This is a genomic window from Polaromonas sp. P1_E11, from assembly GCF_056405995.1.
Map to the genome: position 1 here is coordinate 67,413 of NZ_JBFUBA010000002.1, position 14,106 is coordinate 81,518.

A 14,106-nucleotide genomic window follows, 5' to 3' on the forward strand; every position below is an offset into this window, starting at 1 on the left:
ACCCGCCACCTAATCCATCTCATGCGCAACTTTTCCCAGGACCACCGCTGGCTCTCCATCAACACCGCGACCGTGCGCAAAAGCCGCGGCGTCGAGCAGCCGCTGACCACCATCATCGAAGCCTGCGTGCAGCGCGGCATCAAGGCGATTTCGCCGTGGCGCGACCAGGTCGCGGCCGCCGGCCTGCCCGCTGTTTCTAAACTCGTCAAAACCCACGGGCTTGAACTCTCCGGTTACTGCCGCGGCGGCATGTTCCCCGCAGCCGACGCCGCCGGCCTGCAGGCTGCGCATGACGACAACCGCCGCGCGGTCGATGAAGCCTGCGAACTCAAGGCCGCTTGCCTGGTGCTGGTGGTGGGCGGCCTGCCCGGTGCGCTGGCCGGCAAGGCCGCACACAAAGACCTGGCGCTGTCGCGCAGCCAGGTCACCGATGGCATTGCCCAATTGCTCGACTACGCCAGAAGCTGCAACATGCCGCTGGCCATCGAGCCGCTGCACCCCATGTATGCGGCAGACCGCGCCTGCATCAACACCATGGAGCACGCACTCGACGTCTGCGATGCCCTCGACCCCTCAAAAAGCGGCGCGCTCGGTGTGGCAGTAGACGTGTACCACGTGTGGTGGGACCCGAAGCTGCAGCCGCAAATCGAACGGGCAGGCAAGGAACGCCTGCTCGCCTTCCACGCCTGTGACTGGCTGACACCCACGGCCGATTTGCTGAACGACCGCGGCATGATGGGAGACGGTGTGATTGACATCCCGAAAATCCGCGGCTGGATGGAAGCGCAAGGGTTCGCGGGTTACAGCGAGGTGGAGATTTTTTCCACCGGCAACTGGTGGCAGAGGGAAGCCGGCGAGGTGCTGGATACCTGCATTGCCCGGCATCGCAGCGCGGTGTAAAGAGTCTCTTCATCCTGCCGGCAGATGGGCTGCTAGATGACCATCTTGAGGCGGAGCTCCAAACGCGAACCTCGCTCTATCGCCTGCGCAATCCGGGTCTGCCGTTCAGTCGCAGAAAGTGTTTTGTCGTCGTTGATGGCCTGGCGTGTCTTGAACATTTCCAGGTCGGCAATGGGAATCAGTTGCCGGTTACTGGAAGACCGGAACCGGGACAAGCCGTTAACAGCCAGGAGGATGCGCTTTTCGGCAGGATCGCTCTCTGCAAACCCGACGACGAACTTCCGGATGGAGGCCTTCAACGGGTCAGGCAGCGTTGCCTTCCAGAGCAATGGGGATTGCGGTATGAGGGGCGATTCCCAGATGACTTTTACCTCCCTGGCAAGGTCCGCAAAGTCGCGCTGAAAAAATGCAAGCTCTTCATTGTTGGCCGTCGCCACATCAATTTGCTTTTTCGATACCTTCAGCAGGTTTTGCTGGTGGCTCCCTGTCTCCACTGACTTGAAAATTTCCGCGGGCCTGCTCACGCCGTTCTTGGTGAAAGCAAAATACAGCGGCACCAGATGCCCCGACGTACTCTTGGGATCGCCATCGCCAAAGCGCAGGCCTGCGGCCTTTTCGATCAACGGCTTGAGCGCCTCGATTTGCGAACTGCGATGGGTCACCAGGATGGACTTGTAGCCTACGCTGCCATCCCCCGTGACCATCTGCGCAAAAACGCCACCGGCGCCCGAGGCCACCACATCCAGAGCAGGAACATTGCCCATCCAGGCCAGATCTATTTCTCCACCAATGAAGGCGGTTACCAGCGCGCCCTGCGACTCATAGACACGCAGATCAATCGGACGGCGGATGGCCGCGCCCAGGAGTTTGACGAAGGGCTCCCAGCTCGCGCGGGTCTCCGCAGCCGCCCTGGGCGATATCAAACCAAATACCAGCATTGGCTCTGCAGCAGGCTGCGCCATCACTGGTGAAGGAAGCAGTGGCCCGGCGCACAGCCCGGCAAGACCATGGAGGGCAATTCGACGTTGAAGGCTCATATCATTTTCTCCATCAGGCTGAAACAACAGAAACACCCCGTTCGGGCAGGTGAAGGGTTACGGCATCACCCTGGAACCAGTCGGATGCCGCGTCCGAAGACACGACAAAGATGGAGCCCAAGCTGGTGTCGACGGTGAACTCGCGGACACTGCCCAAATAGGCTTTCTTGGAAACCACACCGGGCAAACCTTCATCTCCGGGCGGTGCAATCGTCCAGGCTTCAGGACGAATGGCCGCTTTCACCAGACCGGGCTCGACGGGATGCAGGGCTTTCACGCGCAACGCCCCCAGCTGAATCCGGCCGTCCGCAAACGCCTCCCCTGGAAACAGCATGGCCTCGCCCATGAATCCGGCAACAAATTCGCTGTTGGGTCGCTCGTAAAGTTCCGAAGGGGATCCTGCCTGGGCAATCACCCCCTGGTCCATGACAATGATCTGGTCACTGACGGCGAGGGCCTCGCTTTGGTCGTGCGTAACATAAGCAACGGTCAGTCCCAGGCGCTGCTGCAGCCCCCGGATTTCTTCACGCATGGAGCGCCTCAGCCGCGCATCCAGATTCGAGAGCGGCTCGTCAAACAGCAACACTGACGGCTCCAGCACCAAGGCACGGGCGACGGCTACACGCTGCTGCTGCCCGCCGGACAGCTCACTGGGCAAGCGGTCGTCATAGCCGGACAAACCGACCGCCGACATGGCGACCTGCGCGCGCTCAAGCAGCTCTTTGGCATGGACACCGCTGACGCTCAAGCCGTAACCCACGTTCTCCAGCACGCTCATATGCGGGAACAAGGCATAGCTCTGGAACACCATGCTGACGTTGCGCTCGGCGGGTCCGAGATGGGTCACGTCGCGGCCGTCGATCAGGATCTGGCCCGCACTGGGCGTCTCCAGTCCGGCGATCATGCGCAGCGTCGTGGTCTTTCCGCAGCCTGAAGGCCCCAGTATCGTCGTCAACGTGCCCTTGGGAACGGTAAAACTGATTCCTTTGACCACCAGGGGCGACGGGTCGCTGCCATAACGTTTTTGCACGTTCTTGAATTCAATGCCGAGTTGGCTCATGAGCAGACTTTCTTTGTTTGTATGAAAGAACGGAAAGGAGGCGAAGAAGAAGCGGTACCGTCAGGCAGTTTTTCCATTGCGGGTCTGCGCCCGTCACGCAGCGGCCGCATGTAGTTTTCCCAAAAAATTGCTATCGATGAGTTCGTTGTAATCGTGCACGCTGGCTATCACGTGCGGGCCCGAGAGCTCTTCGGCGCTGTGGCTGGTGCAGATTGCCACGGCCCGCATACCGGCGCGGCGTGCGGCCTCTATGCCAAAGGGCGCATCTTCAAACACGATGCAGCCGGCCGCCGCAACCCCCATGCGGCGCGCAGCCTCCAGAAATATGGCGGGCTCGGGTTTTCCTGGCAGGCCTTCGTCGCCACCCACAACGGCATGAGGCGGGGACGCCATGGCAAGCCCGGCCATGACAAATGCGATGTTGTGCTGGTCACCAGCGGTTCCCACACCCACCTTCAGCCCCTGCGCCTTGGCCAACGCGGCAAAGGCCTTGAAGCCCGCAACCTCGGCGAACACCGGCGCGAACATCTCTCGATAAAGGCCTTCTTTTTCAGCCACCAGCAGCAGTGCCTCGGAAATTTCAATGTCCCGCTTGAACAATACGTTCATGCACTCCACGCAGGTGCGCCCGGTAGTACGCCTGAGGATGTCGTCGAGCGCCATCTCAATGCCGTGCCGCCTGGCGAACTCACCCCAAGACCTGGCATGCCATGGCATGGAGTCGACCATGGTGCCGTCCATGTCAAAAATCAGCGCGTCTGTCCTCGGGGCACCAAGGCGGCCGGCCGCGGTCATCGCACACCCCGCATCGAATGCGCTTCCATGAAAAGTCCGACGGCTTCGTCACAGCGCCTGGCAGAGCCCTTTAACCCGATATGTGCCTGAGTCATTGATCGATATCCTTTACATAAAAATGATTGACCCGGAGTGGTCGCTGATATGGGCTACCGGTTGGCACCTACCGTGCGCCGCCCCAGCTTGCGTTCACCAACAAGGAACTGAATCAATGCCGTGGCCATGGACATCAGGACGATCAGCACAGTGCAGTACGCCAGCGCCACGCCATAGTCCCCATTCCCTACCCTGCCAATGATGTAAGTGGTGGCCAGCTCGTATTCGGCTGTCACAAGAAAAATGACGGCAGAGACCGTGGTCATCGAGCGCACGAAGCTGTAGACCAGCGCGGCCACCAGGGCGGGCTTGAGCAAAGGCAACACCACACGGCGCAAGGTGGTCAGGCTGCTGGCCCGCAGCATGACGGAGGCTTCGTCGAGGGACCGGTCCAGCTGCTTGAACGATGCCGTTCCGGCCCGAACCCCGACAGGCAGATTGCGAAACACAAAGCACAGGACAATGACCAGGCCGGTACCCGTCAGCTCCACTGGCGGCACGTTGAAAGCCAGGATGTAGCTGACACCCAGCACCGTGCCGGGAATGGCAAACGTCAACAAAGCGGAAAACTCAAACAGGGCCTTGCCCCTGAATTCGGTCCGCGCCAGCAACCAGGCAATCAGCAAGCCGATGCTCGCGCAAACAGGCGCCGCAATGGCCGAAAGCGTGATGGTATTGAACAGGGAGGCCCAGGCAGTTCCTGCCCAAACCAGGCCACGTTCCCCCCATTGCATGTCAAACGCAGTTTTGAAGTGCACCAGGGTCAGCGTGTAATCGCGCCCCCAGACTTTGACGAACCCACCCGCGAAAGCGAAGAAATAGACAACCATCGTGAAGACCAGCCAGGGGCCTGCGACCCAGGTGCACAGGCGGCGCACCCCTGTCGGCAGTGCCATGGGCACGCCAGCGTCGCCTTTACCGGAAACGGTTGTGAAGCTGGTTTTACCCAGGATGCGCCGCTGCACGAAGAAGACCGTCAATGCAAACGTCGTCAGCACCAGGGCCAGGGCCGCGGCCATACCCTGGTCCAGTGAAGCGCCCACAATGGCAAAAAAGATTTCCGTTGAAAGGACTGCATAGCCGCTACCCAGAATGATGGGGTTGCCGAAATCGGAAATGCTTTCGATAAACCCCACCAGAAACGCATTGGCCAGGCCAGGCGCCAGAAGCGGTAGTGTGACGGTCAGGAAGGTTTTCATCCGGCTGGCACGCAGGGTCTGCGCAGCTTCCTCCAGGGATGGGCTGATGCCTTGCACCACGCCGCGCATGATCATGAAGGCAATGGGTGTGAACGCAAACAGCTGCGCCAGCCAGACGCCGAATACCCCATAGAACCAGCGGGTGGGCGTGACGCCGAAAGACCATTCCATCAACTGGTTGACGATGCCGGCCCGGCCAAACAGCAGGATCAAACCCAGGCCCACGACAAACGGTGGCGTGATGATGGGCAGCATGGCCAGGGCGTTAAGCGGTTTCTGCAGGCGCCTGCTGGCGCTACGCTCCGCGATGAGCGCAATCATCGTGCCCAGCACGGTGGTGCCGGCCGCGGTCAGCAACGCCAGGTACAGGGTATTCCACGCCACGCCGCAATTGGTCCCGCCTCCCAGGCAGCCGACACCCCACACACGCGCCGTGCCGACTCGCTCCCACACAGCCCCCAGGGCGAAACCTCCGTCTTCGGCATAGAAAGCAGCAGACAAGGATTTGGCGACCGGAAACACCACAAACAGCGACAGCAGCGCACCGCACCCCACGACCGTGGCGGCTACAAACACGTCACCACGAAAATAGCCCAGACGGGCGATACCCGAACCCAGCAACATGACCAGACAGACCAGGACCACAAAGCCACCCCAACCAATGCCGGATTGGCCTTGCGGGAGCGTACCCACCGCGGCATTGAGCCACTCGTAAGACCACCCCGTGGCCCCGATCACGAATCCGCTCACGCCCAACCCCAGCAGGCCGATCACGGCCCCTGCAATCAGCACGCCGCCTTGAAGCCTGCTGGCCGGCAACCAGGCACCGACCCCCGCAACCAGCAAGCCGGCCACACCCATCCACAGCCAGCTTCGACCAAGCAGAGCAGCGTGCGTCAGGCCATTGGCCGTCACGGGGTCGGCAAAGAGCCTGGGCATGGCAAAGAGCAGCGAGCCACTTTGCAGGTAGTACCACGGCAGCGCCAGGTAAGCGGCAAGGCCGATGAGCACCCAGACGTATATCGCCCGCTGGGTTCGTTCAGTGATTTGGACTGGCATAGGAGTAGCGAAGGGTCGAGCTGGATCGGCAGCTCTTTGGGTTGAAGGTTGTCAGCGCCACCCTGCTGCGCAGGGCGCCGCCCGAACTTACTTGGGCTGGTTGAAAACCTTGCGTTCCCAGTTGAGGATCAGCTGGCGGCGAATCGCCGTTTGCCCATATTTGGCGTAGTCGTAATCAATCAGCTTGATTTTTTTGAAATCAGGAATACGGGGATCCAGGGGAGTTGCCTTGTTGGAGGGCAACTGGAACTGCTTGACTGCGGCACCAAATTGCTGCGCGCCCGGCGTGAGGGCCCATTCGTAAAATTTTTTGGCGTTCGCCAGATTGCGTGCACCTTTAATAATGGACATGGAGCCCACTTCTGCACCGGTGCCATCCACGGGCGTGATGGCATCAACCGGGAATCCTTGCGCTTTTTCACCGGTAACATCATGTACAAAACTGATGGAGACAGACGCCTCGCCGCGGGCAACCGCTTTGATGGGCCCCACGCCGGAGCGTGGATAGGTGCTCACGTTTTTATGCAATGCGGACAGGTAATCGAATGCCTTTTCTTCGCCCATCATTTGCACTAACGTGGCGATCATGGTGTATGCCGTGCCGCTGGCACGCGGGTCCGCGACCAGGATCTCCCCCTTGTATTCCGGCTTGAGCAGGTCTGCCCAGACCTTGGGAATTGGCAGCTTTCTTTTGGCCAGCAGTTCGGTGTTGTAGCCAAAGCCCAGTGGCCCGGAATACACGCCCACGGCCTTGAAGCCCGACTGCTCCGCCTGCTTTTGCGCCCAGGCATGCAATTGGGGCAATGACGGAGACTTGTATTCGAGCGTCAGGTTCTGTTCCGCGGCCAGCAGATGCGGGTCACCCGTGCCACCAAACCAGAGGTCGGTCTTGGGGTTGGCGCGTTCGGCGGTGACCTGCGCCAGCGCCTCCCCCGACCCCTTCAGCGTCATGTTGACCTTGATGCCGCTGGTCTTGCCAAAGGTGGTTTGCATCAGGTTGCACCAGTCCGCCTGGGCGGAGCAGATGATATTGACTTCCCCCTCCTGGGCAAAAGCCGGCAGTCCGAGTGCCAGCAGCAAGGGGGCTGCAAAGAGTGCTGTTTTTTTCACGTTAGTCTCCTGAAGGATGGGCGACGAGGCCCGATTGAATACGTTCGATGTATTGATGTGTTCAGTCAAATGGCATGACCACGCTCACGCCCTGGGCCCCCAGATGCACGCTGACCGGGGAGCCCACCTGGCGGGCCTGCGCCTCGCTTTGCACCAGGACCATCAAGGTCCCCAGCGCGGTCAGCACGTGGTACTCGGTGTTGCGCCCCAGGTAGGCGTGTGAGAGGACTTTTCCAGGCAGCCCTTCTCCGCTGGCAGGTGCCAGCTGCCACGCATGCGGGCGCACCACGAGGCGGACTTTTCCCTGCCGCCGCGTCAGTCCGGGCGCGATGCGCAAGGGCCCCAGCTGAATCGCACCCGATACGTCAACCTGGGCGTCAAACATCACGGCATCTCCCATGAAGGCCGCAACGAATTCGCTGTGCGGCGTCTCATAGACTTCCTGCGGCGTTCCCACCTGCATGACCTGTCCTTCATGCATCACCACCACGGTGTCGCTGACCGCCATGGCTTCGCCGTGGTCATGCGTCACGTACAGCACGGTCAGCCCCAGGTTTTGCTGAAGGGCGCGTATATCTTCCCGAATCTGGCGCCGCAAACCCGCATCCAGATTGGACAGCGGTTCATCCAGCAGCAATACCTTCGGCTGCAACGCAAGCGCCCGGGCCAGGGCCACACGCTGCTGCTGCCCCCCCGACAACACAGCCGTGTTGCTCCCTGCACTGCTCTGCAGCCCCACCATGCCCAGCGCGAGCCGCGCACGCTCGTCACGCTCGCGCGGGCGCAGTCCCAGCATGCGCAGGCCGTAACGCACGTTGTCCAGTACGTTGAGATGCGGAAACAAGGCGTAGCTCTGGAACACCATGCTGATGGGACGTTGTTCGACGCCCATGTCGGTCACATCCACACCGTCGAGCAGGACCCGGCCCGAGGTGGGCCGGGCCAGTCCGGCCACCATCCGCAGCAAGGTCGTCTTGCCACAACCGGACGGCCCCAGCAAGGTCGTCAGTTGCCTGGACGGTATGCGCAAGTGGATATTGCACAGGGCACGGACCCCATTGGGAAAGGTCTTGCTGATGGACTGGAACTGGACGGCGCTACTCATGGGGCACTTCCTGGGGCCACCGGACGACGGCATCCACCCCCACCACATGGTTGTCTTGCACACGGTTGAACAGATCCACTGCGGCGTTCATCGACAGTGCAATCTGGCGGCAAATTGACAACCCCAGGCCGACACCAGAGGTTCCCGACGATGACTGGAAAGGCTCGAACAGGCGGGCCTGGACAGCTTCATCCATGCCGCCACCGTTGTCCCAGATCAGCAGTTCGGTTTCGCTGGGCAAAGCCCGAATCACCAGGCCCAGAGCGCCGCCCTTGGGCGTGTGCTGGATAGCGTTGGACATCAGGTTACGGATCAACTCTCCCAACAACCAGGGATCGGTGATCAGGCGCACCGGAATGGCCTGCATCGAGAAGTCAAGTTTCTTGCGGGCCAGCAAGGGCGCAAATTCCATGACCACGTCACGTGCGGTAGTCGCCAGGTCCACTTCAACCCAGTTGGCCCGGCGTACCAATTGCTCCATCTTGGCGACAGACAGCAACTGGCGAACCAGCTCACTGGAACGGTCCACGGTATTGAGCATCTTGGGCAGCGTTTCCCGCACGTCCAGCTGCCCGGACATGGCGCCCTGCAGCTGGGTGCGCAGCACCGCAAAGGGCGTACGCAACTGGTGAGAGGCATCGGCCAGAAACTTCTTTTGCTGATCCAGCGATTCCTGCTGCTGCTGCATCAGCCAATTGACCGTTCTGGCCAATTGCCGCAGCTCAACCGGCTGCTGGTTCGTGACCGGCCGCAAGTCTTCCGTGCGGCGGCTGTCGAGCTCTTGCCCCAACTCCACAACGGGTTTAAAGGCCTGGCGCAAAACCCACCACAAGGCGGCGGCAAACGCCAATACCTTGAACATCCACCAAAGTCCTGCAGGCAACCCAAAGAGTGTCTGGGGGTACGCCGCGCCCACCCAGTCCAGAAGGCACCAGGCCAACAGCAGCCCCAGCGACCAGGCCCAGACAAACAACCGCATTGATCGCCCGGCCCGCCATGGGCGCCAGGCCGTCCATGGCTTTCCCCGCAACAGGCTCACTGTTTTCACGGTTGATCCTGCCTTTCAGCCAGGGCATCATCCATCAGGTAGTAGCCAACGCCCCGCAGGGTGACAAGACTGGCTCCGGACCCCAGGATGCGTTTGCGTAACCGGTGCACCAGCACCTCAATGGCATCCGCACCGGCCGAGCCTTCGTCACCAAAGACGGCCTGGAGCAGGTCATCCTTGGCCACAGCTTTCCCGGGATGCATCATCAGCGCCTTGAGAAGGGCCAGTTCACGCCCCGACATTTCAAGCGGCAGTGCCCCGCGAAATACCTGTCCGTTGTCCAGGTTCAGGCGCAAGGTGCCGCAGCGGAAATCTTCCACGCCCAGGCTGCGGCGCACGAGCGCCTTCAGGCGGGCCACCAGCTCTTCCACATCAAAAGGCTTGATCAGGTAATCGTCCGCGCCGGAGTTCAATCCCAGCACCCGGTCTTCGACCGCAGTACGCGCCGTCATGACCAGTACGGGAAGCCGGGAACCTTCGTCCCTCAGGTGCTGCAGCAAATCCAGGCCATCCATGCCGGGCAGGCTCAGGTCGAGCAGGGCCGCATCAAACGGGCGATGCCGTGCCATCACGAGCGCCTCCTTCCCGTCGGCGCAGCAAACGACATGGAACCCGCGGGCAACCAGCATGCGGCTCAGGGCGTCCACAAGATTCAGGTCGTCTTCAACCAGCAGGATGTTCATGAAACGAATCATGCGGGAGGACAGACGGTTAAACCACCGAGGAAACGCCGACACCTGGTGAAAGCTCGGTGAAAGCTGGGGCGTAAAGCGCAAAAAAAACGTGCGCCCGCCCACTCAAACAGGATATGCGGACTGCATGACCGGCTTATCGCGTAGTCCACACGTAAAGGAGCGCCAGCGTTTCAGGTCTGCGGCTGAATGCAGCCGGCCGCCGGCCTTCCCAACGACAGCAGGCTAGCGAAAGCGGTACGACACGGCGATAAACCCGGTGTCCTGCGTCCGGCGGCTGACCAGGGGACTGCCCTGAACCGAAGACCCCAGCCATTTGCGGCGCAGCTGCATCGTCAGCACCCAGGGGTCACCGAGCGGCACATCGACCCCCAGGCCCAGCGTGGGCGCTGTCGAGGCGCCAGCGTTGTAGGTTGAAAACCCGCTGGCGGCCGACTCGGCCTGGGTCACGCCGTAGAGGTAGTTGTTGTATTTGGCGCTGGCATGCTCCAGCCCCACCTGCGGAAAGAACGACCAGCTGCCGACCTTGAACTCCGCCGCATAAGTGGCTTCCAGCAATGCACCGTGCGACTTGTTGGTGTCCACAAACGCGTTCACGAAAAACCCGCCGTAAGGCGTTTCCTGAAAGGTCCCGATGCCCAGCGGAATCGGCCGCTTGCGGTCCTTGAGTCCCGACAGCGCGGCGGTATCGGCACGCCAGCCGTCCTGGCTGATGCGGCCGGAAAATTCCAGGTAGCCGTAGCCCATTCTTGCGGTTTTGATGCCCAGCGTGTCGACACGCGCAAAGAAGCGGCCATAGTCCGCATAGGCGTAGGGCAGCAAGGCGGTATCGTTGCTTTTGCTGCGGATCACGCTCTGCGTGCCATACACGGCGCCACCGATGTCGCCCGTCAGCTGGTATTTGAGCGGGGTGGGTTGTGCCTGCGCGATGCCCGTAAACACCAAACCGGTGAAGATCACAGCGGACGGCAAAAACCAGACGCCCTGAGATGCAGGAGAAGAAGCCCGGGTGAGACGTTTCATCGCATGCCTTCTTTCCGGAAAATAATGCGATCCAGTATAGGACCGGGCAGGAAAAACTGTGCACCCGTCCTGCAGGCGCGTCGCGGGGCCGCGACACTCAAGCCCTGGAACGCTCAGGCCGTGGCGAGTACCGTGCGACGCACCCGGCGCACATTGAAGGCGCTGGCGATCAGCACCGCCTGCATCAGCGCCAGGCCCAGCAGCACGCCGCGGTAATAGCCATGGTCCATCATCGCGCCGAAGATCAGCGGCGACACGGCCTGGCCGATGTCCAGGCCCGCATACACCACACCATAAACCCGGCCCGAGGCGTTTTCGGGGGTTGATCGCTTGACCAGCAGATCACGCGACGGTCCGGCGATGCCTGTGGCGAAGCCCATGATGCCGAACAGCACAGGCACGACCCATGCGGGGTAGCTGCCGGCGGCCAGCAGCACCGCCACCGCAGCTGCCGCACCAAACCCGATGCCCACAATGCGCTCGCAGCGTGCGGGATCCGATGCCAGGAAACCGCCAAAAACCATGCCGCCCGCGCTGCACACCATATAAACCGTCAGGCAGATGGCCACCAGCGCGAGCGGCACGTTATGCAGGTGGCGCGCCGCTTCAGGCGCAAAAGCCTGCACCACGCTGAGGACAATGGCATACCAGAAGAAGAAGGAAAAACACATCCAGACGGCCGGTATCTTCAGGAAGCCCATGCTGCTGTCGGCCGCGGGCCCGCCCTTGACCGGTGCCGCCACCGTGAGGGTGAGCTTGTCGCGGTTCATGACCAGCACCGCCAGCACGGCAAAAGCCAGCACACCGGCCGCGGCCAATGCCACGCGCCACGAATAAGCAAACGTCAGCGTCACCACCACCGCGGGAGCCAGCGCCCAGCCCAGGCTGCCGGTGATGCCGTGCACGCTGTAGGCGTGGCCCAGGCGCGGCGCGCTGACCTTGCGGTTCAGCAGCGTGTAGTCGACCGGATGGAACACACCATTGCCGACACCGGCAATCACGGCAAAGCCGGCCAGCATCCAGTAGCTGGTGCTGATGGAATAACCAAAAGCCGCCACGCCCAGCAAACTCAGGCCGGCGAACAATATGGGGCGCGGGCCGAAGCGGTCGACCACAAAACCCGAGAGAGCCTGCACCGCGCACGACACCACAAAAAAGATCGTCATCAAAAACCCCAGCTCCGCATAGCTGACGCTGAACTCTTCCTTGAGCCACGGAAACAGCGGCGCCAGCAGCAGCTGGCTGAAATGGCTGATCATGTGCGCCAGGCCCACCAGGCCGATCACGCTGGCATCGGCGCGAAAAGGGACTGCGGCGGGCGCGTTGAGGGTCGTACTTGAAGTATTCATGGCGCTATCGTAGTATTGGCCAGGCCTTCTGAAATGCGACATAAAGCCATGTTTCATCGAATTTCGGACAAACCGCTTTGATGGCTTTCGCTCACGATCACATCCAGATTCAGGTGAACAGAACCTCCGTCCATGCCGCAACGTAAAGCCCCGCTCCATTTCGTGCCGGTGGGCGACACCGACAACTTCACCCCCAGCCGCCATCGGCCGGTGCGCGTGCGGGCGCGGACGCTGGAAGCAGACACGCATTTCAAGCCCCATTCCCACGCCTGGGCGCAACTGGCTTACTGCTCCACGGGGGTGCTGCAGGTCACGGCTGAGCAGTCGGGCCATGCGGGCGGCGAAATTACCTACATCGTGCCGCCCTCCCGCGCGGTGTGGATCGCCCCTGGCGCTCAACATCACGTGACCGTGCTGGAGGCCGCCGAATTCCGCACGCTGTACCTCGACGCAAGCGCCACCCCGAAGGGCTGGACCGGTTGCCGCGTATTGGTGGTGTCGCCGTTGCTGCGTGAGTCCATCCATGCGCTCGACGCGGCCACCCCGGAACGGCCGCTGCCGACCACTCGCGAACAACTTCTTTCCAGCCTGGTGCTGGACGAGCTCGCAGGCGCCGACACCCAGGCGCTCGGCGTGCCCATGCCGCATCCGCAAACCGGGGACAAGCGGCTGCGCGCCCTGTGTGAAGCCGTGCTGCGCGCACCATCCGAGCGGGCCACGCTGGCCGAGTGGGCCGCCGACACCGGCGCCAGCGAACGCACGGTGGCCAGGCTTTTTCGCGACGAACTGGGCCTGAGCTACCAGCAATGGCGCCAGCAAGCCATCCTGGCCCACGCCCTGCCCCTGCTCACGCGCGGGCAATCAGTCAGCACCGTGGCCGCGGCCAGCGGTTATGCCAGCGACAGCGCCTTCACCGCGATGTTCAAGGCCGCCATGGGCCAGCCGCCCAGCCATTTTCAAAGCAAAAACCGGCTGTAACTCAATACTGACGAGCGCAAGCAGCTATCAAAACAATAGTACCCTCGGTTAACTGTTAACACGCTGTCTCGCGCCCTACAGATCCCCGGCCGCCTGCCAGAGGGTTCGCGGGCCGATCGTGGGGTGCCACAGCATGAAGTTCCGGCGGTGGCTTTCGAAAGGCTCTCCCAACGGCGCCCGCGGGTCCTCACTCAGCGCGTAAGCCATGCCTTCGACAAACCATTGGGGCTTGAACAGCAGGCGGATCGTGCCAAGACGCTCGGCCTGCAAATAATGGATCAGCTCATGTCGAACGTAAAACGACTTCCAGGCGCGCGGCCCGACAACGGTGCCGAAAGTACCCAAGGTGACGGCCGAACGCATACCCAGGCCGAAAGCATCAGCACACGCCTGCGTTGAGCAAAAGACCATCTTCGGCATGCCCTGGATCGCACCGACCCTGGCAGACACGAAGGCCATGCCCTCCGCATGCAGCCGGGCAGCCTCTTCAAATCGGGCTTTGTCGTCCACACATACAGAGGTGCTGAGGCATGAAACACCAGACAGTTCCGGCGCGATCACCCGCACGGGCCTGACAGCAAACCACGCCACTACCGGTACAAGCACCAGCATGGCCAGCAGGCGAACTTTGAAGGAAGGACGACTCAGGCGCATG

The 14,106-nt window shown here is 61.7% G+C and carries 13 protein-coding genes; 2 read left to right on the top strand and 11 right to left on the bottom strand.

Going from position 1 to position 14,106, the window contains the following annotated elements; genetic code table 11:
* Positions 1–21 precede the first annotated feature (21 nt).
* Positions 22–900, top strand: a complete 879-nt coding sequence (locus AC1D11_RS07805; protein WP_477646549.1) for a sugar phosphate isomerase/epimerase family protein — start codon at positions 22–24, stop codon at positions 898–900.
* Positions 901–932: 32 nt separating this feature from the next.
* Here AC1D11_RS07805 and phnD read toward each other — a convergent pair whose 3' ends face one another.
* The 10 genes from phnD to AC1D11_RS07855 all read right to left on the bottom strand — a co-directional run bounded on the left by phnD (position 933) and on the right by AC1D11_RS07855 (position 12,473).
* Entirely contained in the window at positions 933–1,973 is a 1,041-nt protein-coding gene (gene phnD, locus AC1D11_RS07810) for a phosphate/phosphite/phosphonate ABC transporter substrate-binding protein (RefSeq protein WP_477651086.1), read from the bottom strand.
* A complete protein-coding gene (locus AC1D11_RS07815; RefSeq protein ID WP_457280455.1) occupies positions 1,951–2,997 on the bottom strand; it encodes an ABC transporter ATP-binding protein in 1,047 nt (348 codons plus the stop codon). Before AC1D11_RS07815 ends, phnD begins: the two co-directional genes overlap by 23 nt.
* A 93-nt stretch (positions 2,998–3,090) precedes the next feature.
* Positions 3,091–3,792, bottom strand: coding sequence for an HAD family hydrolase (locus AC1D11_RS07820; RefSeq protein ID WP_477646547.1), 702 nt, complete (start codon positions 3,790–3,792; stop codon positions 3,091–3,093).
* Between the two features lie 149 nt (positions 3,793–3,941).
* Positions 3,942–6,146: an ABC transporter permease gene (locus tag AC1D11_RS07825; RefSeq protein ID WP_477646546.1), complete on the bottom strand. Its 2,205-nt coding sequence runs from the start codon at positions 6,144–6,146 to the stop codon at positions 3,942–3,944.
* 87 nt (positions 6,147–6,233) lie between these two features.
* A complete protein-coding gene (locus AC1D11_RS07830; RefSeq protein ID WP_477646545.1) occupies positions 6,234–7,256 on the bottom strand; it encodes an ABC transporter substrate-binding protein in 1,023 nt (340 codons plus the stop codon).
* A 61-nt stretch (positions 7,257–7,317) separates the two neighbouring features.
* Positions 7,318–8,361 carry an ABC transporter ATP-binding protein gene (locus tag AC1D11_RS07835; protein ID WP_477646544.1) on the bottom strand — a complete coding sequence of 348 codons (1,044 nt, stop codon included), beginning with the start codon at positions 8,359–8,361 and terminating at the stop codon, positions 7,318–7,320.
* Positions 8,354–9,409: a sensor histidine kinase gene (locus tag AC1D11_RS07840; protein WP_477646543.1), complete on the bottom strand. Its 1,056-nt coding sequence runs from the start codon at positions 9,407–9,409 to the stop codon at positions 8,354–8,356. The genes AC1D11_RS07835 and AC1D11_RS07840 overlap by 8 nt, the downstream gene beginning before the upstream one ends.
* On the bottom strand, positions 9,406–10,092 hold the full coding sequence (locus tag AC1D11_RS07845) for a response regulator transcription factor (RefSeq protein WP_477651085.1): 687 nt from the start codon (positions 10,090–10,092) through the stop codon (positions 9,406–9,408). The genes AC1D11_RS07840 and AC1D11_RS07845 overlap by 4 nt, the downstream gene beginning before the upstream one ends.
* Before the next feature lie 234 nt (positions 10,093–10,326).
* Positions 10,327–11,124 (bottom strand): MipA/OmpV family protein, encoded by a 798-nt coding sequence (locus tag AC1D11_RS07850; protein WP_477646541.1) that lies wholly within the window; start codon positions 11,122–11,124, stop codon positions 10,327–10,329.
* A gap of 113 nt (positions 11,125–11,237) precedes the next feature.
* Positions 11,238–12,473, bottom strand: coding sequence for an MFS transporter (locus AC1D11_RS07855; RefSeq protein WP_477646540.1), 1,236 nt, complete (start codon positions 12,471–12,473; stop codon positions 11,238–11,240).
* A gap of 132 nt (positions 12,474–12,605) precedes the next feature.
* Between AC1D11_RS07855 and AC1D11_RS07860 the strand changes: the two genes are divergently transcribed.
* Positions 12,606–13,451, top strand: a complete 846-nt coding sequence (locus AC1D11_RS07860) for an AraC family transcriptional regulator (RefSeq protein ID WP_477646539.1) — start codon at positions 12,606–12,608, stop codon at positions 13,449–13,451.
* A gap of 75 nt (positions 13,452–13,526) precedes the next feature.
* On the opposite strand, the gene AC1D11_RS07865 is transcribed toward AC1D11_RS07860, so the two are convergent.
* Complete coding sequence (locus AC1D11_RS07865) at positions 13,527–14,105, bottom strand: hypothetical protein (RefSeq protein ID WP_477646610.1); 579 nt, start codon at positions 14,103–14,105, stop codon at positions 13,527–13,529.
* Position 14,106: the final 1 nt, after the last annotated feature.

Bases quoted from the DNA above. Each gene is read 5' to 3' on its own strand.
- AC1D11_RS07805 (WP_477646549.1), top strand. From the start codon at position 22: ATGCGCAACTTTTCCCAGGACCACCGCTGGCTCTCCATCAACACCGCG.
- AC1D11_RS07815 (WP_457280455.1), bottom strand. From the start codon at position 2,997: ATGAGCCAACTCGGCATTGAATTCAAGAACGTGCAAAAACGTTATGGC.
- AC1D11_RS07820 (WP_477646547.1), bottom strand. From the start codon at position 3,792: ATGACCGCGGCCGGCCGCCTTGGTGCCCCGAGGACAGACGCGCTGATT.
- AC1D11_RS07825 (WP_477646546.1), bottom strand. From the start codon at position 6,146: ATGCCAGTCCAAATCACTGAACGAACCCAGCGGGCGATATACGTCTGG.
- AC1D11_RS07835 (WP_477646544.1), bottom strand. From the start codon at position 8,361: ATGAGTAGCGCCGTCCAGTTCCAGTCCATCAGCAAGACCTTTCCCAAT.
- AC1D11_RS07845 (WP_477651085.1), bottom strand. From the start codon at position 10,092: ATGAACATCCTGCTGGTTGAAGACGACCTGAATCTTGTGGACGCCCTG.
- AC1D11_RS07850 (WP_477646541.1), bottom strand. From the start codon at position 11,124: ATGAAACGTCTCACCCGGGCTTCTTCTCCTGCATCTCAGGGCGTCTGG.
- AC1D11_RS07855 (WP_477646540.1), bottom strand. From the start codon at position 12,473: ATGAATACTTCAAGTACGACCCTCAACGCGCCCGCCGCAGTCCCTTTT.
- AC1D11_RS07860 (WP_477646539.1), top strand. From the start codon at position 12,606: ATGCCGCAACGTAAAGCCCCGCTCCATTTCGTGCCGGTGGGCGACACC.
- AC1D11_RS07865 (WP_477646610.1), bottom strand. From the start codon at position 14,105: ATGCGCCTGAGTCGTCCTTCCTTCAAAGTTCGCCTGCTGGCCATGCTG.